The following is a 21,201-nucleotide window of genomic DNA, read 5'->3' as shown; positions in this document are numbered from 1 at the left end:
ATATATGATAAATTTATTTAATAAAAAAAACCAAAACCAACTCCGCATAATAAAACGATTAAAAAATATCGAGCGGTTACAAACACCAAATGGGTGGCAAAAAATCGTCTCAATCGCTGTTGGAGGTTTAACTGAAATTGGTTTTTCTAAGACAACAAATCACCTACTAATTATTTCAAATACAGGGCGTAGCCTTATAAACTGTTCAAATGGCGAAAGACTAGCGAGAGATTATGAAGAAAATGGTGATTGGTATAATCCATTAGCGCTAACATGCCAAGGAATTGGTACTATTGCTGGTGAATTAATTGATATAACAGGACTATGTGGTGGTGGCCTTCCCATCATTAATCAATATGGAGAAAGTCTCGAGTTAGTCGCTATAAATTGGCCATTAGAAGATATCTATTTTTGCCCATCAGGAAAATCTGTTTTTATTGAAAACCTTCAAACAAGCTGCCAACATATTTTTTCTGATTATATTCAGAGTTATGGATTTTCATGGAATGGTGTGTTTATTGTTATAGCAACATCAAGCGATGTAACTATTTGGCAACGCTTAAGCCCAAAATTATGAGTTTATTAAATATTGATTAATTTTATATTATTGCTCAAATTAAATATTCACCTGTTTAATAAATAAGCATATGTATTTGTAAAACAAAATCAATATTTCCACATCTAATTACAAATATAAATCATGCCTTTTAAGCATAATTAAATATCAAATATAAGTAATTTACATATTAAGTCATCTTTTTTACACTACCTTATAGCAACTTGATTAAGGTAAATATTTTGCAACGATTTACTATTATCTTTATTTGCTAAAAATAAGAAAATGAAATATTGACCGTATACAAGGGCTATGTTTAAGCCATATCTAGCCAAATCATCCCAGATAGGAGTGATGTAGTGAATATATTTAAACTCAACAAATTTATAAAATATTTTGGACTATTCGTTATTTTTTTTCTGAGTTTTCCGCTATTTGCACAATCAATTAAGGAGCAAACGGTGAATAAATTTTTAGCTAAAATAAGGATCACATTTTCGCAGCAAGAAGTTATTATTAATTTGTATGATAATTATGCAAGTCAGCAATTCTTAGCACAATTACCATTAGAACTCGATTTTTCAGACTATGCCAGTAGCGAGAAAATTGCATACCTGCCGACAAAGTTAACAACTGAGAACAGTCCTAATGCAGAGCAACTTAATGGCGATGTTACCTATTATGCGCCTTGGGGGAATTTGGCTATTTTTTACAAAGGGATGGGCTATAATAGCCAGCTTTATACTCTTGGCTATATAGTTTCGGGTAAAGATAAACTCGCGGCAGTTAAACAAAGTTTTAGCGCAACTATTGAGCGTATTGAGGAATAATATTTTAATAATAAATATAGGGTAAATTTACCCTATATTCGTATTAGATAAAAACAGTAAATAAGCCTATCGACAAGGTTGATTTAAAGGCACTTCAGCATCAGGCTCTTTAGTAATTAAGTTTCGCACATTTCGACGAATCATCTCTATTGCCCAAAACCATGCGCAATGCCCAAAAATTTCCGAAAAATACTCATCAAATGGGATTTGAGTTAACGGCGGGCTCATGCCAAATGCAGGAATAAAAATACCGTGCACGATGATCGTAACAACGAGTCCCATTGCTATTCCTTGCCATAATTTAATACGAGGAAATACCTCAGCAATTAAACAATAAATAATAGCAAAAGAAAGAGAGAAAATAATATGCATAATCATAACAGGATTGATTACATGTTCAGAAAACGTATAAATAATCGAATTAGGATCTATTCCCGTATAATCTCTTAAAAAAATAAAAGGGGGATTAAGCGTATCACGACTTAATAAACCGCCATGTAATGTTCTTGGCGGAAATGGCACTTCTGCGCCCCATTTAACAAAAGCACCAATAATTCCTGATAAAATTCCTGCCCATAATGCAACGCCAAAACGACGACGTTTTTTGTCTGTCATAAAAAATAACCACTTAATCATTTTTACCCTCTTATTTTATTAGTATTTGAACGGCGGCTATTCTACCTTGAGTATATTACCCTATCAAGGCATTCTCTTATTTGCTGATTAAATCAAATTAAGCGTTTTTTTTTAAATTTGTATAATAAAAAATAATCAATTAATTTACACGTGAACCTAAATCATGATCGTCATCGTGACCACTGATTAGGTGGGTTAATTCATCACACTGTATAATTTTTGCATCTTGTAGCGTAAATTGTGCCATCACTTGAGTATGCATCTTACTACCATTGTGTTTTAGTGCTAATACATGATGGTGGCTAAACACGATATCGCCTTCTTCGACCATAGCAATAATTTTAATTTCTACAGATTTTAAAACCTGATGTAACAATCTGACATGTTTAACAAAGTCAGCATACAATAACATTTCACCATTAACAGTTTGGCGATAATTAGCGTTGAAATAATATGCTATTCTTTCGATAGAAAAATCATGTGAAGGCGTTATGATCTCTTGCAAAGCTGCGTTAATAAAGTCTTTATTATTCATAAAATACTCCTTATTGATTGAGTTTATATTCGATGTAATAAATCGTTAGTTTATTTCTTTTTATATTGGCGTAATATAGCTATAAAGACATTTAATATAGCTAACTGGCCAATGCTAAAAAAAGACGATGCGCAATTTTTTTCTACCCAATATCTTTGCCATGATAAAAATCATCAAACACCAACTCATTGCCACGCAGTCGGTCAGCTTTATTTACTTAATTCGGGCTTAATAAGCTGCAACACTAAAGATAAACATTGGTCAATAACCCCAAATTGTCTAGGTTGGATCCCGCCGATGACAACACACAGCGCAATAAGTTGGGGAAAGATAGCGGGTTGGAGTTTATATATACCAGCGTCATGGTGTCATTTGCTACCGGCTAATACCTGTATATTACGCACTAACGAGCTAATATCTGCGATAATAAATCGCCTTATCAAATGGCCAAAATTGAGTGAATTTACCGATAGGCAAATAAGGCTAATTACCGTACTTATTGATGAAATGATACAAAGTGAGGTCGTCGACTCATTATTATTACCTTATCCAACCGATCCTAGGTTAGTTAAAATAACGCAGGCAATATGGCATAATCCGTTAGATAGCAAAACACAAGTAGAATGGGCAAATTGGGCTGGTATCAGTATTCGAAGTTTGAGCCGTCATTTTATGCGTGATACAGGTATGACATTTTCGCATTGGAAACATTTAGCTAAAGTGATTTTATCGTTAGAAAAACTAACGCAAGGCTTATCAATTAACGAAATTGCGTATTCATTGGGGTTTAGCGATGCAAGTACTTATATTGCCTCATTTAAATCGATTTTTGGTGTATCCCCTAAGCGCTATTTTAATTAGTCGTTATCGCGAATTTTGTATAACGTCGCTAAACTGGGATCAGTTAAATATTGCAGTGCATTTAATCGCCGTAAAAATAAATGTAATTTAAACGGCTTGCATCGTTTTAAAGTAAAGATGGCTGCATCACGACCTGATTTAATTTTTGGTTAAATGTCTGGTAAGTTTGACGACTAATACTTATTGGAAAGCTTAGGATCTCAAGCTTGTGTGGCTCATATTGTGGATGATAACTCGGGTGAACGTGGCTATAATTATTTTCTTTAAAGCCGCAATGTTGGTAAAAGCGTAACCGTTTCTGACTAATCTCATCAATAACGGGATCAATTTCTAAAATAATATTTTTTACTTGCCAACTAAACATCTTTAATACTTTTTGACCATATCCTTGCCCTCTTAAGGTTGGCAATACAGCAAAATGCTCAATATAAAAAAAATCATCAATTTTCCAACTACCAATAAAGCCAATAAAAGCCCCATTATCAGAAAAATAATATAAATAATAATCATCAAGGCGCTGTATGCTATTACGTCCTTGATAACGTCTTTTTTCATGCTCAGGAAATGCCGAATCATAAAGTGAATTAACGAGGTCTATTTCCAATAAATCTTTATCGGTTAATCTTGTTACTGACAGCATAATGCTTTGGATCCATCATCATTTATAAAAATAAAATCTAGAATACTAAATATTCTTCAATTTTCAACTCGTTTTTATACCTTGAAATTTTCTTATCGATGTAAAAAAGTGATCTCTCTATAAATTTATAATAATTCATCTAATCCTTAAAAATAAAGCTATGATAAAGTAACTATGTTAGTTAATTATTTCAAATAGATGATTTACTAATATAGTTAGCTGTAGCAAATAATTAAGTTAATTCCCCTCACCTTGATGCCAAATATTGGCATAGGCTAAATAATAAGGAGTAAAAAGTATGCCTTTTTATGATTTAAAAAGTTTTATAACTGAATTAGAAAAACAAGGGCAATTATTAACAATTACAGAGCAAGTGATGCCTGAGCCGGATATTTCAGCTGCAGCATGCGCGATCAATAAGCTAGGAGATAAATCACCAGCATTACTTTTTGAAAATATCTATGGCTACCATCATGCAAAAATCGCTATGAATATACATGGTTCTTGGCCAAACTTAGCAATTGCAATGGGCATTGCTAAAAATACACCGCTTAAGCAGCAGTTTTTTGAATTTGTTAAACGTTACCAAAATTATCCTGGCGAAGTTGAATATCGCAATCAAGCACCATGGCAAGAAGTGATTATAGATAAAGATATTAATTTATTTGAGATCCTACCGTTATTTAGACTAAATCATGGTGATGGTGGTTTTTATATTGATAAAGCAAGCATTGTCAGCCGAGATATAACCGCAAGTGAACCGGCTAAAACACAAAATGTAGGAATGTACCGAATCGAAGTAAAAGGCAAGGATAGCTTAGGTATACAGCCTGTACCGGCTCATGATATTGCACTTCACTTACAGCGCGCCGAAGAGCAAGGCTTAGATTTACCTATTGCATTAACGATCAGTAATGATCCCATGATATCAACCGTCGCTGCAATGCCTATTTTATATGATCAATCTGAGTATGCGATGGCAGCAGCATTAAATGGCGAACCTTACCCGGTTGTGACAACCGAGCTTACCGGCCTTGATGTACCTTGGGGATCACAATACGTATTAGAAGGATATGTTGTATCAAGATATCGTGAGGCTGAAGGCCCTTTTGGCGAATTCACGGGGCATTATTCTGGCGGTAGGCGCATGCCTGTTATAAAGGTAACAAAAGTATCACATCGTAAAAACCCAATATATGAACATTTATACCTTGGCATGCCATGGACAGAAATTGATTATTTAATGGGAATTAATACTTGCGCACCAATATACGTTCAATTAAAACAATCATTTCCCGAAGTTGAAGCGGTTAATGCACTTTATACCCACGGCTTAATCGTTATCGTTTCAACCAAATCACGTTTTGCTGGATTTGGTAAAGCTGTTGGTAATAGAGTCTTTACTATCCCTCATGGGCTTGGCTATGCCAAGATAGTTATAGTGGTAGACGAAACAGTTGATCCATTTAATTTACCACAAGTAATGTGGGCAATTTCTACAAAGTTTAATCCAGAATTTGATTTAATTACGTTACCGGGTTTATCGATACTGCCACTCGATCCGGCTTCTCATCCGCCAGGTATTACAACTAAAATGTTAATTGACGCGACAACCCCCTATCCTTCTGAGCAACATGGCCATTTTTCACAAGAATTAAAAGATCCTATCACCACAGATAAATGGGTTGAAAAATTATCAAATATGCTAAATGCAAAGCAATAGGAGCAAGATCATGACGAAGATTAAACAACCTGAAATGTGCCCACGCTGCGAATCATTAAAACCAGAAACGTTATGTCACTCACCAGTTAAAAATGCTTGGATTATCTACCATTGTCCAGTTTGTTTTTTTACCTGGCGTAATACCGAGCCTGATTTTATTACTGATCCGGCGCAGTATAATCCTCATTTTAAATTCAAACCAGAGTCAATAGATACATTTGATATTATGCCCGCGATCCCTGAACTCAAACGATAACGCTAATCAGCTCATTATTTACTGTTATGGCGCTTTATATCGCAGCGTTAATAAATCAAAGGCCAAAGCGCCTGCGATATAATCAAACTTAGGTATAGGCAGAGTTATCACGTCTGCCTTATTTAGATGGAATAACACTCATTTAATCAAGTCTAGACCAGCGTAGTTTTTTACCAAATCCCAATTTATTATCAGTCATTTTTAGCGTATTTAGTTTAATTTCCCACATTGGTGCTTTTTTTAATTTAGCGATAGGATAGGCTGCACAAAATAAACGCCGTGCTTTTAATTCATCCTCATTTTCAAGTAACCTGATCTCGCCGCTATATTGCACACCTTTTAAATGTAAAATAGAGCTAAGCTGATCATTTACTGTTCCGGCAACTTTTGGCGCAGTTAACATTATGCTTGCATGCTGCGTACTTAGTGATGAAGTTAGATAAAATACCATAAGGTTTTTATCTAACACATAGAAGCAATTGCAACAATGAGGGATCCCGTCATCAACGCAACATAACGTTAAGCTTGTTTTGCTCACTAAATAGGCTATGATCTTATCCAAAATATCATTGTCATTACTCATTTAGTTACCTCTGCAGCGCCATTAGTTTAATTTTTCTATCGTGTGATTGAAAAAAGCATTCGATTATTATAACAGCTATGTCTGCTAGCAAAGAGTGCTATATTAAAAGTACGATATTTGAAGTGCAAAATTTGGCTTTAAGAGCGCCTATTTGAGCCTAACCGAGAAGATGATGCACAATACATAATTTATATTGTGCATCAATATGGTTAAAACGAAATGGTAGTAGCTAAGTAATAAAAGCGCCCAGGTTCATTATAGGTACTCGCACCTTTTGCCTCACGGTAAATTTGTTTATTTAGTAGATTTGAAATACCCAAATTGACACGCCAATCTTTCATAATTTGATAATTAGCACCTACAGCAAACTGCGCGTAAGAACCGACTTCAACATCAGATATCGTTTCGCCCATACGGGTTTCATACTGTTTCGGTTTTTGCTTGCCGTACTGCGTCCAATTAACAAACGTATTTAACTTATCATTTACTTTCCATTCTAAAGTTGAATTAATGGTAAATTTCGGAATGATTGATAAAGGATTACCCGTATTTTTATCCTTAGATTCAATCATATAAGTCATATTATTTGACCATAATAATGACGGTAATAATGGAATACGTAAATTACCCTCTAAACCTTGAATAACCGCTTTACCTGAGTTTTCCCACTGTGTGACATTATATTGAGTATTACCGACAACAATTTTATCAAGTACAGTCTGGCCTGAAATAATTTTATTTTTATAATCATTCCTAAAATAGGTGAAACTTGCTTGCCACGATTCATACTGGTACTCAAGACCAATCTCTTTATTGACGCTTATTTCGGGATCTAAATCATCATTACCAACCAAATAACATTGTCCCGTACTTGCAGTTAATGGACATCCATTACCTCGAGTTAGTAATAAATAACCGGTATTGGACTGATATAAATTAGGTGCTTTAAACGCCCTTGCAATGCCCGCTTTTAATTTAAAATACTCACCTAATTGCTGTGAAAAATTCAAACTTGGACTGAAATTAGCGCCAAATTCACTATGATAATCAAAGCGTAAACCGGGAATAATATTCGTACCAACTAACGGTTCAATATTATCTTCAATATACAAACTGGTTGTATTGGCATCAGCAGATCCCCTATTTTTATTATTATTTGTTAAACCTAACGCATCAGCCTGAGATGATGAGCCAGGATCATCGAGTTCTTGCCTTGTCCATTCAAAGCCAAAGGTTAATGATTGATTAACAAATTTTTCAATAGGAATAATTGTTTCACCATTTAAATAATAATTTTTTAGCCTACTGGTGTTAAACTCCAAATCACTTGAAATCGCTCCTTCAACTCGCCCCGTTAAACCTTCTTTTAAGCGTGTATTATTGGTTTTATCATATTGAAAAGTTAATTTAGCTTCACCAAAATCCCAGTAACTATCATAGGTAAAAGCATAATTTTGACGGTACATGCGATTAGTTTCTTCACCTGATTTCGCTAAATTAGGAATTGTATCATCAAGAGGAGCCGTACTATTTTGAGTATCACCAGTATAGATATTGCCTTGACGACTATAACCGGCATCAAATGTTAAGAACTGGTTTTCAGCAATAGTCCAAATAAATGAACTATTTAGATCTTTATTCCTTACCCCTTCACGTCCTGCAACACTCGATGAGCTATTGATACCATACTTATCTGAATCGGTTTTATTTAAGTTACCATACAACCGAAAACCCAAGACATCTTTAATAAGTGGGCCGGTTAAACTTAGATTAATTCGCTTGGTATCGCCATATTTGCTATCTTCAGGGATCGCGGTGTAAAGAGATACCGCGCCCCCCCATTTATTCGTGGGCTTTTTAGTAACAATATTAACAACCCCACCTGCCGCACCTGATCCATAACGAGCCGCTGCCGGGCCCCTTAATATTTCAACGCGTTCGACTTGCTCAACAGGAACCCAGTTAGAATCACCTCGAGTATCACGTTCTCCTGACCAACTATAGCGAACAGAATTACGTGAAGTAACGGGTTTTCCATCAATAAGAATCAGTGTATTTTCTGGTCCCATACCTCGAATATCGATTTGACGATTGTTTCCTCTTGCACCAGATGAAGAGTTACCAGTAAGATTTACACCAGGTTGCTTACGAATAATGTCAGATAAATCGTTCACCGGTTGACCATTTTCAATATCTTCACTGGTGATCGTTGTCGCGCCGAGTTGTTGTTTTAGCATATCTTGCGCAGATACCGCCGTTACAACTATGACATCATTTTCGTTATTTTCTTTATCATCAATTGCATAAGCCGAAAAAGGTAATATGCTCAATATCGCATAAGAACAAAGATAGGATAATAATTTAGGGGATGTTTTTATATTTGTTATCATATAGTACGTCTCTTTGTGTAATAAATTTAAAGAGGCATTATTCTACATGATAATGAGAATAATTATCAATATCATTTTAAGGTTGGCTAGTGATTTTTATTTATAAATTGTTCTCTAAAATAACTGAAATTTATATTAGCTTAAGAGTCGTTAATAAAAATAATACCGCCAAGTAACTCTACATTAAAAAGCGATATTAAATACAGGCTAAAACTAACGATAATAGAGCGCAATTAATTGATCATCAATTTGCTTAATGGCTAAAGGTGTATCAAAAATGTCTTCTAATATTTCTGATTTCATCAGCTCTGCTGGACTACCCTGATAACAAAGGATCCCATTTTTCATTGCCATAATATGATCAGAATAAGCCGAAGCAAAATTAATATCATGAATGACCAAAATGATGGTTTTACCAAGTACATCAGCAGCTTGTCTTAATTGTTTCATCATCGCAACTGCATGCTTCATATCTAAATTATTAAGCGGCTCATCAAGCAAAACATAGTCTGTATCTTGGCAAAGTACCATTGCGACATAAGCGCGCTGGCGTTGCCCACCTGAAAGTTCATCTAAAAAACGATGCCGTAAATCGGTAAGGTTTAAAAAGGATAAAGACTCGGTTATTTTTTCGTGATCTTTTATCGTTAAGCGCCCTTTACTATAAGGATAGCGACCAAAGCCGACTAATTCTTCAACAGTTAAACGGCTATTAAATTGATTTTCTTGACGTAAAATAGATAAACATTTCGCTAACTTTGCACTTTTTGTTGTAACAACATTAAGTCCATTGACGTTAACGGTTCCCGAATCTGCAAATAATAATCGACCAATTATTGATAAGAGTGTTGATTTCCCAGCACCATTAGGCCCAATGATTGATGTGATACCGCCTTTAGGGATTGTCGTACTAATGTTATCTAAAATGACCACGTCATCATAATGTTTTACGATTTTATCAATTGTTATCACATTAAAACCTTTTTAATACAAGATAAATAAAGAAAATACCGCCAATAAATTCAAGCACCACAGAGAGCGATCCCGCCATATGTAATCCATACTCTAAAATTAATTGGCCACCAATTAAGGCGATAACCGCTAATAAAAAAGCCGTTGGTAAAATATAGCGATGTTGACAACTACCTGCAAGTAAATAGGCTAAATTAGCAACCATTAAGCCCAAAAATGTGAGTGGTCCAACTAAAGCCGTTGAAACGGCAACCAAAATAGAAACCAATAATAATGTTGTAGTTACTGTGCGGCGATAGTCAACACCAAGGTTAATTGCATGGCTACGACCTAGTGCTAAAACATCAAACAAATAGCGTTTGCGCCATAAAATAAAACCAAAAAAGAAGACAACTAAAGCAGAAAACCAAATTAATTCAGGTGTTGTTTTAGTGAAAGTTGCGAACATACGGCTTTGTAGTACTGAAAACTCATTGGGATCTAACAAACGTTGTAGTAATGTTGCTGCGCTACGAAATAATGTACCAAGTACAATACCAATCATTAAAATAAGGTTAATATTAAAATGAACCGACGAGAATAGCCAACGGTAAAGTAACACAGAAAAGGCAACCAATAAGCACGACTCACCAATGAATTTAATAATATTAAATAACCAATAAGATGAGGTGCCACTATAAAAAAAGACAATCAAGGTTTGGATCAGAATAAACAATGCTTCAAAGCCCATCAACGAAGGTGTTAAAATTCGGTTATTAGTCACACTTTGAAATAATACCGTCGAAATACTCGCAGCAAAAGCCACAATCACCATCGTAAATAAAATATAACCTCGACGAACTAGGATATAGTGTAAATTATTACCTAAATTAATGGTCATAAAAAGCGTCATTATCACCGCAACAAGGAACAATAATAAGCCAATACGTTGCTTAGGTGATAGCTTGATGCTAGATAGACGGGAATGTTCTTTAATTTTTTGCATGTCGTGACTGATTAATTAATAAGAATAGAAAAATCACCGCACCGATAACACCTAAAATAGTGCTGGCTGGAATTTCAAATGGGTAACGAATAATTCGGCCGATGATGTCACATAATAAGACTAATCCCCCGCCCATTAAACAGACCCAAGGAATTGTTTTACGAATATTATCGCCCATCATTAAACTAATTAAATTTGGTACAATTAAGCCTAAAAAAGGTAATGCGCCAACAACCACAATGATAATACCACTCACAACAGCAATTACAGATAAGCCAATTAACATAATTCGGCGATAATTTAATCCAACATTCGTTGCAAATTCACGGCCCATACCAGCGACAGTGAAGCTATCTGCAACCCAACAAGCGAGCAGCGTTAATAGCCCAACTAACCATAAAAGTTCATAACGGCCTTGTATAACACCCGAAAAGTCACCGCCACTAACCCAAGCACCAAGCGATTGCAATAAATCATAGTGCATTGCGATAAAAATCGTTATCGCACTAATAACGCTACCAAGCATAATGCCAACTAACGGCACGATTAATGCTGACTTTAAAACAATCTTGCGTAAAATAATCATAAACAGCAGCGTACCTGCCATCGCAAATAGGCTTGCAACAATCATTTTAGTGACAATCGATGCTGAAGGGACAAAAATCATAATAATAAGTAAACCAAGGCTTGCCGATTGCGTTGTGCCGGCAAGTGATGGCTCAACAAAGCGATTTTGAGTCAATAGTTGCATAATTAGCCCAGCGACACTCATTGCACTACCTGCTAATAATAATGCAACCGTCCTTGGTACCCGGCTAATAAAAAAAATATCGCGCATATGGGGATCGCCCCATAAAGAGGATAATGAAATATCACTAACGCCAGTAAATAGGCTTATAACAGATAAGCCTATAATACTAATAATGGCAATAATTAAGTAAGACGATTTCATTTAATTATTTTGACTAAGTACCAAATTAACCTGATCAAGTAATTGATTATAAGTTTGTAATCCGCCTGCAATATACATCGCTGAAGAATCTAGATAAACAATCTTATTATTGTTCCAAACCTTTGTTTTATGCATTAAAGAGTTATCTAATACTTGCTTAGCTGGCTGCGCATCGCTAGTTCCAATTGCGCTATCACGGTCAAGCACAAATAACCAATCAGGGTTTAGGCTTAATAACAGCTCTGCATTAACAATATTGCCATGCTTACCGGTATCGGTAAAAGAGGTGGCAGGTTTAAATCCTAACTCATCATAGATAAAGCCAAAACGTGAGCCAGGTCCATATGCCGACATTTTGCCACCACTAATCATAATAATCATCGCCGTACCTTGATCACTCGCTTTATCTTTTACCGCTGCAATTTTTTGTTTAAATTGATCGATTAAGTCTTTAGCTTGAGCTTCTTTATTAAATATTTGACCAAGTTGTAATGTGCGCTCAGTTAAACTATTAATAAAATCTTTATTATCAACAGCTAAAGAGATAGTTGGTGCGATTTCACTTAACTTGTCATAAGCATCGTTAGCCCGTCCACCTGCAATAATAAGGTCGGGTTTTAGGTTACTTAGTGCTTCGTAATCTGGCTCAAATAACCCACCCGCATTTATATATTCCTTACCTTCATATTTTTTTAAAAATTCAGGTAAATGAACGCTAGTTTGTGGAACGGCTGTAATTTTAATACCTAAAGCATCCATGGTATCAAGTGTTGCGGTATTAAATACCACCACTTTTTGAGGATTTACAGTAACATCTGTCGTTCCTTGCTCATGCTCTATCGTGATTTTTTGCACTGAAGCATCATTAGTATTAGAATTTTTATTATCACAACCTGTAATTGCAAGTGCTAGAATTAAAGAAAATACAGTAGCAGCGGTTTTAACGAACATAGTAATACCTCTATTTTTGTAAAAGAGACTTATTCTCATTATCAATTGATTGCTCACTATAGCAAAATTTGTTTATGATCAAAATAAGATTAACAATTAGTGAGTTCGGTTGTCGAATAAATAAGCATATCAACCGATTATTAATGACAAGATTAAAAAAGTATTACTAAATGAATCTTTTTTCAAAAAATAAGTGGGTTTTAAAGCGATAAAAAATGTCATGACGATGATTTGACTATATGATCGGCAACCAATAAGCCACTTGCCGCAGCTTGTGATAATGAACTGGTGATGCCAGAACAATCACCAATAACATATAAATTAGGTACTTGAGTTAAAAAGAATTGATCGGTTTTTATCACCGGAGCATAAGATTTACTATCCATAGCATATAAAATGGTATTACCATCAATTGGCTCGCCTAATAGTTTTTCTAAGCCGCTTAAAAAATCACAAGTGTCATGTAAATAATTAGCTGGCGCTATTGTTGATAAATTAGTAAATATTGCAGTTGATAAGGTTGGCTCAATATGGTGCTTTCGATGATGAAACCTTGCATCGATATCCGCTAGTCTTTGCGCAGCAATAATACCTTGTTGCTGATTAATCTTTGCTATTGTGTGCTTTAAATAGTTATCAGCGTCACTGCGCAATTTAAACCAAGTCGGAATAAATAAGGTGAAATTAAGGTTAGCACTGTGCCCTACTTCATTGCAGTTTTGGCCATCAGGCATTACCATGCTATCTTGATATTTCGCAATGACTCGACCATTTGGATTCATACAGTAGGTTGTCGCGCTATAGTTTTCACTTTTGAAATACAGTTTCGTCTCATCAACTTTTTGCAATAACGAAGCTAATTGCTTATTATGCATTTCAATACGAAAACCTAAGTCTAAACGCGTATTTTCATAATTAAATGCCAGCTTTTTAGCAATGGGTTCTAACCAATTCAGTCCGCTACGACCGACGGCAATAATCACCTTTTTAGTGGTGATTTTTTCTTGATTAGCTAACGTTAATAATAATTGTTGCGCTGAAAAATCAATATCAGACACGGTGGTATTAAAAGCAAATTCAACTTTTGAACTTAAATAATTCGCAAATTCTTGAAATATTGCTGTAGATAAACGTGTGCCTAAATGACGGGTTTTGGTTGATAGAATTTTAAAACCAACTTGATCTGCCCTTTTTGCTAATTCAGAATCAAACGTGTTATACAGCGCCTTTTTATCAGCGCCATACTCACACAACAATTGATCGACTTTTTGTTGATAAAGTAAGCTTTCTTGATTGCCGATCTTACTGGCTAAATCACCACCAAAATCGTTAGTAAAGTTATACTTACCTTCAGAAATACCAAGTCCGCCAAAACCGAGGTAACGATCGTTTGTTTGGTTACTTGCAATATCTTGACCTAATGAAGATAATCGCTCATTTAATGGTTTTGCGCTATCGATAACTAAAATACGTTTTGATGTCGTAGCAAGCTTCATGGCTGCAAATAAGCCACTAACGCCAGCACCAATAATTACAACATCAAAGCGCGCCATGATACTCTCTTAATTTATCTTGTAACAATGACGCCAAATAACTAAATTTACATTTAAATGAATGAGAACTGATAATAAAAGGCGATCCATATAGCTGCTGTGTTTTTATTGCCAACAATTGGTTGATTTTCGCCATTTTATCAAGGTATTTTTCTGCATCAATGACATCAATTCGAATTAATTTTGTGCGGTATATTTCAATGGTTGTAAAACCGCAAATATCTTGCCATGCTATTAATCCGGTTTTAGGTATAATAATTCCTTGATCGTTAATAATAAGGCTTTGCGCCCGACTAAATAATTTTTTACTTATAAAAATAGCAAAAATACCAAACGTAACAATGCTTAAAATACCGATAAAGGTGATATATGAGGATGATAAACGCATTTGCGGAGGATAAAAAGTAAAAACAAAGCCCAATCCAATAAATATTAATGAGCCGAGCAGCCCTAGCGCAATTTTGGTCTTACTTTTTTGGATCGCTATTTGCTGCATCATCCTACTCCATCATCTAATCAGTTATATTATAAATATTCACTTACTAAATTTAGTCTCAAAGCATGGGATCAAGATGCCGTTTTAGCTAAATAATGATATTTTTTCAACCAAAATCGACCGGCAAAATAACTCGCCAAACAAGTCAAAATTGAAACAACAAAAATACTATTTAACATGGCATAAAGTAATGAAATATAGTGAGTATAACGATCTATCTCACCTGTAGGCTGAGTTGTAACAAAATACCACTGCACTACGTAGATAGTTAATAATGAAATAATAACTGAAATAACTAGCTGAGAAAGAACAATCCGGCTAATAACGTTGATTACAGTTTTAGCATCAATGCGATAGTTATAGCCTTGCTTGCGTGATAAAAACATCACTAACAAAATAGCGGTCATAATTGCTGATAAATAGAATGAAAAATTATGAAATTCAGGTAAATCACCGCCACCAGAAAATAGATAAACAGCAATATATAAATAGCGTTGAAAAATAAAATTAACGGCTAAATAACCAATTGTTAAATACATAATCTGTATTTTTTTTGCGGTATCGTTATCAATCAAATTAAAATTAATTTTTTCATCAGCCCAATTTAAATAATTTTTGACCAAATAACTTATCAAGGCGACAGTCAAAAATAACAGTAATATCATGACTAGTCGACTAGCAACGGGATACCAAAAAACAAAAATTTTATAGCCATTCACGTTGTCCAAATCAACGCTATGGGCAAATAAATCAAACAAATACATTTCAGACCAGTAACCTAGCAATAACGCAAGTGATACCGTGACAATGATAAAAATAATATTACGAATAGTGAGTAAATATAATTTAATGCGGTTTAGGCATATTGATGTAATTAATAACATCAATAAGCTAAGGCCTAAAATTCGCATAAAATCGGGTGAATAATGATAATTTATTGCCTGCTCACCAATACTATTTAACTTATCAACCAATTGTAAAAATAAAATAGCAAACGTTGCGATAAAGCTAACAATAGGTAATCGAAAAAAAGCTGTTATTTTCATATATCTGTTACCGGGCAATGAATTTGCCGCCCCTTCTCATTAAATAGGTATCTAAACTAAACACACATAGTGCCAACCAAATAAAACCAAAAGTCACGAGTTTTTCTAAACTGAAACTTTCATGAAAATAAAAAATTGCTAATAAAAATACTAATGTTGGTGAAGTATATTGTAAAAAACCGATCGTCGAATAAGGCAGATGTTTAGCCGCCAAATTGAATAATATAAGAGGCACGAGGGTTAATGGCCCCGCTAAAATACAGAGCCAAATTAAATGACTAGACCAAAAAACATCCGTTAATGTCATTGAGGCTGGATTGCACCAAAGCCATAATAATGCAACGGGCACTAAGATCCAAGTTTCAACTACCATCCCTGGTAACACATTTATAGGAACTACTTTTCTAATAATGCCATACGATGCGAAAGAGAGTGCTAATAGTAATGATATCCATGGTAACTCACCAATAAGGACAATTTGAATAAGTACGCCAATTAGCGCTAAACCAACAGCAAACCATTGCATTTTACGCATTTGCTCTTTTAACACAATGGTGCCGAGTAAAACCGAAAATAATGGATTGATATAGTAGCCAAGGCTAGCCTCTAACATATAATGATTATTTATAGCCCATACATACAAAAGCCAATTAGCCGATAACATAAGCCCTGTGCAAAATAGAACAATTAAGTATTTGGGATTGTTAAATAATGGCTTCCACCATTGTGGCTGTTTATAAAATAAGATAAAAATAGCGCAAAAAAAGGCTGACCAAATGATCCGATGAAAAATAATCTCACTTGCCGGTAAACTTGCAATACTTTTAAAATAGATGGGCGATAATCCCCATATTAAATAGGCTAGAATACCAAGCATTAATGCTTTAGATTGGGACATAATCGTTGAAGCCTTCGGTTTTATTATATAAGTAGATGTACATAAGCGTTACATTCTATGCTGTTCGATAGTTAAAATCTAGCTTTATAGGCGGTTAATTGTCGTTAACGCCATCTTACTGTCAGTTGATCCATGATTCGTTAAAATATTGTTGTAAGCTATCATTTTAATGAAAAAATCTAACTAATTTAATTGTTCTAATAAAAAATCAATTAGGCATTCCGTTCGCAGTGGAAGTAATTTTCGACTAGGATAAACAGCATAAATATTATAATCAGCAACCTGATATTGCGGTAATACTTGAGCTAACCTACCTTGCTTTAAATCATCACCAATAATAAAATCGGGCTGTAATGATATGCCGCCATGATCTAACATTATTATTCGACATGTATCGCCATTATTACAGTATATCTTAGCTTTTACCTGCACTTGGTGCATTGTTTTACCTTGCCAAAACTCCCATCGCTCATCTTTAGCCCAGTGACTATAAAGAATAATATTGTGCTGTTTTAATTCATTAGGATGGCTTGGTGTACCATGCTGCATTAGATATTGTGGCGAGGCAGCAGCAATAATTCGCGTTGATGTCAATTTACGAGCAATCAATGATGAACTTTCAAGCATACCGATGCGTATCGCTAGATCATAGCCCTCTTCAAGTATATTAACTACTCGATCAGATAGCGTGATATCTAATTCAATGTTGGGGTATTTATTGATAAATTTTTGCCACAGTGGTGCTAAGTTTAACACCCCAAAACTTACTGGCACATTCACTCGTAATCTGCCTACAGGGTCAATTTTTTTGGCGTGAATAATTGCTTCAGCCTCATCAATAGAATCAATAATATTTTTAGCTTGTAAGTAAAAGTTTTGCCCTTCATAAGTTAAAGAAATCGTTCGGGTTGTGCGCTGTAATAATCTAACTTGCAAACGCTCTTCTAGTGCATTTAGGTAGCGTGATACTGCTTGTTTTGATAAATGTAATTTATCCGCTGCCGCACTAAAGCTGCCTTCATCAACAATCGTAATAAAAATCGTCATTTCTAATAGTTTATTTGATTTATCCACTTTATTATTCCACTTTTAGAGACAATAAGTCATATTTTAACCTATTTATCTCAATAATGTTAATGATTATAATTACTGTATTAATTAGCAATCAATATTATTGTTGTTAACTTTTGAGTCAGCATAGGAGTTAGTTATGTCACAAAAATTACCAGTATTATTTATTACTCATGGTTCACCCATGTTAGCAATTGAACCCGGTAAAACAGGGCCACTATTGATGGATCTTGGTAAGCAATTAAAAAAACGACCAATTAACGCTATTTTGGTTATCTCTGCACATTTTATAACGCAGGGTAAAACAATGCTTACAGCAGCGAAAAACTTGCCTACTATTCATGATTTTAGTGGATTTCCAAGCGAGCTTTATCAGCTAGAGTATAACGCTAAAGGTGCACCTGATATTGCAATGCAAATACAGCGTGAATTAAGTTATAACAATATTCATGTAGAGTTAGATCCAAAACGCGGGCTTGATCATGGTGCATGGATCCCTTTGCAGTATCTATTTCCGGATGCCGATGTGCCTGTTATTCAACTATCAATGGCTTGGCCAATGGATGTTACGCAGGCAATAAATTTTGGTAAGTGCTTGAAAATTTTACGCAATCGCGGTATTTTGATTATCACATCGGGTAGCATGACTCATAACTTATACGATGTCGGTTATGATGACGAGAAACCATTACATTATATAAAACCATTTATTGATTGGGTTGAAAATACGCTAAAAAATCATGATATCGATGCGATGAAAAATTATCGAGAACTCGCGCCTTATGCTAAAAAGGCCCACCCTACAGAGGAGCATTTTTTACCGCTAATTATTGCGCTAGCAAGTAGTGATAAAGATGAGTTAATTACCGAGCTAGATGGTGGCGTTACCTATCAAGCGCTAGCTATGGACAATTATATTTTTGGACAATATTCATAATTTTTTACTTAGGAGAGAAAAATGACCCAATATCGTATCGATTTAGCCGCGCTAATGCTTCGTATCGGCTTAGGGGCGATGTATTTAGCCCATGGATTAACTAAATTACTGATCTTTACCCCGGCAGGTACTGCGAGTTATTTTGAATCGCTTGGTATTCCTGGCATTATCGGCTACCTAACAATTATATTTGAAATTGGAGGTGGGCTCTTTTTATTGTTAGGTATATTAACGCAATTAATCGCCTTATTAGCAGTTATTCAGATGATTGTGATTAGCTTTATTCACTCACCAAATGGGTTTTCATTTAGTAATACAGGTGGTGGCTGGGAATACCCTGCTTTCATGGCTTTAACGGCGCTTGCTTTACTGTTATTAGGTGGTGGCCGATTTAGCGTGCTAAGGCTAGCTAAGAAATAATAAAAAGGGCTAATTAGCCCTTTTTTAATTGATAAAAAATCAATAATCTCGAAACATAAACACACTAAATAATCAAGCCTGATAGTTTAGTGTGTTATCAAATAATAATTAGGCGCTGTTTTTAACCAATTCAGCAAGCGATTTACTTTCTAACATTGCTTTTCGTATGCTTTCAGGGCTGACATCAAACGGTAAAAGTTTATAAGCATTTGGTTTTACTTTTACCCTATCAGCAATTTCAATTAACATTTCATCGGTAATTTCTGTTGAAAGCTGCGCTGGCGTCAAAGGGATATCAAGCCTTGCTAACCATTTTAATAAAGGTAGGCGATCACTTGGGTTTGGGTATTCCAAAATAGTTTGAACCGCTAAGCCATAACCGACTTTTTCGCCATGAACCCACGATGCAAGTTGAGGTACATGCGTTAAACTGTCATGGATTGAATGAGCCATACCACTTCGCTGTGAGCTATCACGAACACTATTGGCAAGTCCAGCAAGTGCAATGGCTGCATCAACAGTATGACTAAATGCTTCACTCACCTTACCATCTATATTATCTTTAATTGCCTTATCGCTATTTTCGACTAAAATATCTAAAGTCAATTTTGCAACTTGTAGCTGTAATAATAAATTAACATCATTACTCGTTTTTAAATAAGGCGAAAACTCATACCATTTAGCGATAGCATCAGTAATACCTGATTTTAAGAAGCGAACCGGTGCTTTAATTAATACATTGCTATCAACTAAAATCCATTCAGGAAAGCGAGTAAGCGCAAAGCTTTTATCATGCCCACCTTGTAAGTTATAAAAGACACTAAATGGAGACCATGCAGCGCAAGTTGCGGCAATTGTTGGCACTTGTATAACCGGTAATTGATTTGCATATTCGCTAATTGCTTTAGAGGCATCCATAATTGAACCGCCGCCAACGCCAATAACCACATTTGCACCAAATTCAACGGCTTTTTTAGCTAATATTTGTAATTTTTCTGCATTACATCGCCCGTAATAAAAATCAACTTGATATTGAATGTTGGCATCGGTAAGGCTTTTTTCAATGATAGTTTGAGTTTGCGCCCAAGCCTTTTCACCTGCAACGATGTAGACTTTATCGCCAAACTCAGCAACATATGAATTAATTTTAGTTAAAATATCAGGTTCTTGGAGGTAGTTTTTAGGTGTTTGAATCTTTAACATTTTTTATATCCTATTTTAATTCAATTATAATTATCAGGTTAGGCAAATAAACCTTAATGTTAGAAAAATATAATGTTTAAAATAATGTAAAGTCATCTGACTTATATTGCAAATCATTTATTTTATAACTTAAGCAGCGATAGTAATTTATTTAATCTCACTTAGCGTTTTAGTCTATTTTATCGTAGCATAATATTAATAACTGAGATGAAAATTAACCTTTTTGGAAAGTAGATGATATGACAAGCGTAAACGCGTTTTTTTATGAAAATATGACAACATTCACCTATGCATCGGGTGAAAAAATCACACTGCAAGTTGGTTATAAAACATTAGCAAGCACTCATTTTAAAGATGAATTACCAACGCCTTATGAAACTGAATTAGCGATTATCGTGATTGAAAATGCGATTGAAGATATTTATTCAAAATGGCAAAAAGTCGATACTATCATCACTGATAATGAGCAAGTTTATTTAATGATTGATTATTTTACAGCTGAAAATCAAATAGATTCAATACAAGTTGAGAGGTTATTTAATCGGCTCGCCGACGTTATATCAGGATCGCCAAAGCAGGAATTAGTCTTTTTTTCGTCGCCTTATTTTATCGCAACGTTATTAATTTTACGCGAAATCATTCATCATTTAGGTATTAATACAATTAAAAAATTTAAGGCTAAATCATCATTTCAAATTTAGCCTTAA

At 34.8% G+C, this 21,201-nt stretch carries 23 protein-coding genes; 8 read left to right on the top strand and 15 right to left on the bottom strand.

The features are described 5' to 3' along the window. Nucleotides 1-4: 4 nt before the first annotated feature. Together RHO14_06635 and RHO14_06630 are read left to right on the top strand one after the other, a co-directional pair. Nucleotides 5-577 carry a hypothetical protein gene (locus RHO14_06635; protein ID WVD70034.1) on the top strand — a complete coding sequence of 191 codons (573 nt, stop codon included), beginning with the start codon at nucleotides 5-7 and terminating at the stop codon, nucleotides 575-577. Between the two features lie 440 nt (nucleotides 578-1,017). Beyond that, nucleotides 1,018-1,386 (top strand): cyclophilin-like fold protein, encoded by a 369-nt coding sequence (locus RHO14_06630; GenBank protein WVD70033.1) that lies wholly within the window; start codon nucleotides 1,018-1,020, stop codon nucleotides 1,384-1,386. Nucleotides 1,387-1,452: 66 nt separating this feature from the next. Here the strand turns inward: RHO14_06630 and RHO14_06625 are convergent, their stop codons facing one another. Then, nucleotides 1,453-2,001 (bottom strand): DUF1440 domain-containing protein, encoded by a 549-nt coding sequence (locus RHO14_06625; protein ID WVD72476.1) that lies wholly within the window; start codon nucleotides 1,999-2,001, stop codon nucleotides 1,453-1,455. Between the two features lie 160 nt (nucleotides 2,002-2,161). Beyond that, entirely contained in the window at nucleotides 2,162-2,557 is a 396-nt protein-coding gene (locus tag RHO14_06620) for a nuclear transport factor 2 family protein (GenBank protein WVD72475.1), read from the bottom strand. A 111-nt stretch (nucleotides 2,558-2,668) separates the two neighbouring features. Here RHO14_06620 and RHO14_06615 point away from each other — a divergent pair, with 111 nt between their 5' ends. After that, complete coding sequence (locus RHO14_06615; protein ID WVD72474.1) at nucleotides 2,669-3,418, top strand: helix-turn-helix transcriptional regulator; 750 nt, start codon at nucleotides 2,669-2,671, stop codon at nucleotides 3,416-3,418. 106 nt (nucleotides 3,419-3,524) lie between these two features. Here RHO14_06615 and RHO14_06610 read toward each other — a convergent pair whose 3' ends face one another. Next, complete coding sequence (locus tag RHO14_06610; GenBank protein WVD72473.1) at nucleotides 3,525-4,058, bottom strand: GNAT family N-acetyltransferase; 534 nt, start codon at nucleotides 4,056-4,058, stop codon at nucleotides 3,525-3,527. A gap of 298 nt (nucleotides 4,059-4,356) precedes the next feature. Here RHO14_06610 and RHO14_06605 point away from each other — a divergent pair, with 298 nt between their 5' ends. Both RHO14_06605 and RHO14_06600 read left to right on the top strand, forming a co-directional pair. Then, on the top strand, nucleotides 4,357-5,781 hold the full coding sequence (locus tag RHO14_06605; protein ID WVD72472.1) for a non-oxidative hydroxyarylic acid decarboxylases subunit C: 1,425 nt from the start codon (nucleotides 4,357-4,359) through the stop codon (nucleotides 5,779-5,781). A 10-nt stretch (nucleotides 5,782-5,791) separates the two neighbouring features. Beyond that, entirely contained in the window at nucleotides 5,792-6,037 is a 246-nt protein-coding gene (locus RHO14_06600; GenBank protein WVD72471.1) for a non-oxidative hydroxyarylic acid decarboxylases subunit D, read from the top strand. Between the two features lie 142 nt (nucleotides 6,038-6,179). Here the strand turns inward: RHO14_06600 and RHO14_06595 are convergent, their stop codons facing one another. From RHO14_06595 to RHO14_06545, 11 genes are all read right to left on the bottom strand, one after another. Then, the gene (locus tag RHO14_06595) at nucleotides 6,180-6,620 is read right to left on the bottom strand and encodes a hypothetical protein (GenBank protein ID WVD72470.1); all 441 of its coding nucleotides are present in this window, start codon (nucleotides 6,618-6,620) and stop codon (nucleotides 6,180-6,182) included. Between the two features lie 209 nt (nucleotides 6,621-6,829). Further along, nucleotides 6,830-9,010, bottom strand: coding sequence for a FepA family TonB-dependent siderophore receptor (locus tag RHO14_06590; GenBank protein ID WVD72469.1), 2,181 nt, complete (start codon nucleotides 9,008-9,010; stop codon nucleotides 6,830-6,832). Nucleotides 9,011-9,223: 213 nt separating this feature from the next. After that, the gene (locus RHO14_06585; protein WVD72468.1) at nucleotides 9,224-9,982 is read right to left on the bottom strand and encodes an ABC transporter ATP-binding protein; all 759 of its coding nucleotides are present in this window, start codon (nucleotides 9,980-9,982) and stop codon (nucleotides 9,224-9,226) included. A gap of 1 nt (nucleotide 9,983) precedes the next feature. After that, nucleotides 9,984-10,967, bottom strand: coding sequence for an iron chelate uptake ABC transporter family permease subunit (locus tag RHO14_06580; GenBank protein WVD72467.1), 984 nt, complete (start codon nucleotides 10,965-10,967; stop codon nucleotides 9,984-9,986). Continuing rightward, nucleotides 10,954-11,919: an iron chelate uptake ABC transporter family permease subunit gene (locus RHO14_06575; GenBank protein ID WVD72466.1), complete on the bottom strand. Its 966-nt coding sequence runs from the start codon at nucleotides 11,917-11,919 to the stop codon at nucleotides 10,954-10,956. Before RHO14_06575 ends, RHO14_06580 begins: the two co-directional genes overlap by 14 nt. Beyond that, nucleotides 11,920-12,870, bottom strand: a complete 951-nt coding sequence (locus RHO14_06570; protein WVD72465.1) for a siderophore ABC transporter substrate-binding protein — start codon at nucleotides 12,868-12,870, stop codon at nucleotides 11,920-11,922. It lies immediately after the preceding gene. A 218-nt stretch (nucleotides 12,871-13,088) separates the two neighbouring features. After that, on the bottom strand, nucleotides 13,089-14,423 hold the full coding sequence (locus RHO14_06565) for an FAD-dependent oxidoreductase (GenBank protein ID WVD72464.1): 1,335 nt from the start codon (nucleotides 14,421-14,423) through the stop codon (nucleotides 13,089-13,091). After that, nucleotides 14,410-14,922 carry an STM3941 family protein gene (locus RHO14_06560; protein WVD72463.1) on the bottom strand — a complete coding sequence of 171 codons (513 nt, stop codon included), beginning with the start codon at nucleotides 14,920-14,922 and terminating at the stop codon, nucleotides 14,410-14,412. Before RHO14_06560 ends, RHO14_06565 begins: the two co-directional genes overlap by 14 nt. Before the next feature lie 68 nt (nucleotides 14,923-14,990). Further along, a complete protein-coding gene (locus RHO14_06555; protein ID WVD72462.1) occupies nucleotides 14,991-15,965 on the bottom strand; it encodes a hypothetical protein in 975 nt (324 codons plus the stop codon). Between the two features lie 7 nt (nucleotides 15,966-15,972). Then, nucleotides 15,973-16,863, bottom strand: a complete 891-nt coding sequence (gene rarD, locus RHO14_06550; protein ID WVD72461.1) for an EamA family transporter RarD — start codon at nucleotides 16,861-16,863, stop codon at nucleotides 15,973-15,975. 183 nt (nucleotides 16,864-17,046) lie between these two features. Continuing rightward, on the bottom strand, nucleotides 17,047-17,937 hold the full coding sequence (locus RHO14_06545; GenBank protein WVD72460.1) for a LysR family transcriptional regulator: 891 nt from the start codon (nucleotides 17,935-17,937) through the stop codon (nucleotides 17,047-17,049). Nucleotides 17,938-18,073: 136 nt separating this feature from the next. Here RHO14_06545 and RHO14_06540 point away from each other — a divergent pair, with 136 nt between their 5' ends. Both RHO14_06540 and RHO14_06535 read left to right on the top strand, forming a co-directional pair. Continuing rightward, complete coding sequence (locus RHO14_06540) at nucleotides 18,074-18,871, top strand: class III extradiol ring-cleavage dioxygenase (GenBank protein ID WVD72459.1); 798 nt, start codon at nucleotides 18,074-18,076, stop codon at nucleotides 18,869-18,871. Between the two features lie 21 nt (nucleotides 18,872-18,892). Continuing rightward, nucleotides 18,893-19,291 carry a DoxX family protein gene (locus tag RHO14_06535; protein ID WVD72458.1) on the top strand — a complete coding sequence of 133 codons (399 nt, stop codon included), beginning with the start codon at nucleotides 18,893-18,895 and terminating at the stop codon, nucleotides 19,289-19,291. Between the two features lie 108 nt (nucleotides 19,292-19,399). On the opposite strand, the gene RHO14_06530 is transcribed toward RHO14_06535, so the two are convergent. After that, complete coding sequence (locus RHO14_06530; GenBank protein ID WVD72457.1) at nucleotides 19,400-20,494, bottom strand: iron-containing alcohol dehydrogenase family protein; 1,095 nt, start codon at nucleotides 20,492-20,494, stop codon at nucleotides 19,400-19,402. Between the two features lie 239 nt (nucleotides 20,495-20,733). On the opposite strand from RHO14_06530, the gene RHO14_06525 reads away from it, so the two are divergent. Next, entirely contained in the window at nucleotides 20,734-21,195 is a 462-nt protein-coding gene (locus RHO14_06525; GenBank protein WVD72456.1) for a hypothetical protein, read from the top strand. Nucleotides 21,196-21,201 lie beyond the last annotated feature (6 nt).

This window comes from Orbaceae bacterium lpD04, assembly GCA_036251935.1.
GTDB lineage: Bacteria > Pseudomonadota > Gammaproteobacteria > Enterobacterales > Orbaceae > Orbus > Orbus wheelerorum.
The sequence above is the reverse complement of the archived record's forward strand: the minus strand, read 5'-3'. Positions and strand labels throughout refer to the sequence as shown.

Bases quoted from the DNA above. Each gene is read 5' to 3' on its own strand.
- RHO14_06635 (WVD70034.1), top strand. From the start codon at position 5: ATGATAAATTTATTTAATAAAAAAAACCAAAACCAACTCCGCATAATA.
- RHO14_06565 (WVD72464.1), bottom strand. From the start codon at position 14,423: ATGGCGCGCTTTGATGTTGTAATTATTGGTGCTGGCGTTAGTGGCTTA.
- rarD (WVD72461.1), bottom strand. From the start codon at position 16,863: ATGTCCCAATCTAAAGCATTAATGCTTGGTATTCTAGCCTATTTAATA.
- RHO14_06570 (WVD72465.1), bottom strand. From the start codon at position 12,870: ATGTTCGTTAAAACCGCTGCTACTGTATTTTCTTTAATTCTAGCACTT.
- RHO14_06620 (WVD72475.1), bottom strand. From the start codon at position 2,557: ATGAATAATAAAGACTTTATTAACGCAGCTTTGCAAGAGATCATAACG.
- RHO14_06555 (WVD72462.1), bottom strand. From the start codon at position 15,965: ATGAAAATAACAGCTTTTTTTCGATTACCTATTGTTAGCTTTATCGCA.
- RHO14_06595 (WVD72470.1), bottom strand. From the start codon at position 6,620: ATGAGTAATGACAATGATATTTTGGATAAGATCATAGCCTATTTAGTG.
- RHO14_06590 (WVD72469.1), bottom strand. From the start codon at position 9,010: ATGATAACAAATATAAAAACATCCCCTAAATTATTATCCTATCTTTGT.
- RHO14_06625 (WVD72476.1), bottom strand. From the start codon at position 2,001: ATGACAGACAAAAAACGTCGTCGTTTTGGCGTTGCATTATGGGCAGGA.
- RHO14_06600 (WVD72471.1), top strand. From the start codon at position 5,792: ATGACGAAGATTAAACAACCTGAAATGTGCCCACGCTGCGAATCATTA.
- RHO14_06560 (WVD72463.1), bottom strand. From the start codon at position 14,922: ATGATGCAGCAAATAGCGATCCAAAAAAGTAAGACCAAAATTGCGCTA.
- RHO14_06605 (WVD72472.1), top strand. From the start codon at position 4,357: ATGCCTTTTTATGATTTAAAAAGTTTTATAACTGAATTAGAAAAACAA.
- RHO14_06525 (WVD72456.1), top strand. From the start codon at position 20,734: ATGACAAGCGTAAACGCGTTTTTTTATGAAAATATGACAACATTCACC.
- RHO14_06575 (WVD72466.1), bottom strand. From the start codon at position 11,919: ATGAAATCGTCTTACTTAATTATTGCCATTATTAGTATTATAGGCTTA.
- RHO14_06580 (WVD72467.1), bottom strand. From the start codon at position 10,967: ATGCAAAAAATTAAAGAACATTCCCGTCTATCTAGCATCAAGCTATCA.
- RHO14_06610 (WVD72473.1), bottom strand. From the start codon at position 4,058: ATGCTGTCAGTAACAAGATTAACCGATAAAGATTTATTGGAAATAGAC.
- RHO14_06615 (WVD72474.1), top strand. From the start codon at position 2,669: ATGCTAAAAAAAGACGATGCGCAATTTTTTTCTACCCAATATCTTTGC.
- RHO14_06530 (WVD72457.1), bottom strand. From the start codon at position 20,494: ATGTTAAAGATTCAAACACCTAAAAACTACCTCCAAGAACCTGATATT.
- RHO14_06535 (WVD72458.1), top strand. From the start codon at position 18,893: ATGACCCAATATCGTATCGATTTAGCCGCGCTAATGCTTCGTATCGGC.
- RHO14_06540 (WVD72459.1), top strand. From the start codon at position 18,074: ATGTCACAAAAATTACCAGTATTATTTATTACTCATGGTTCACCCATG.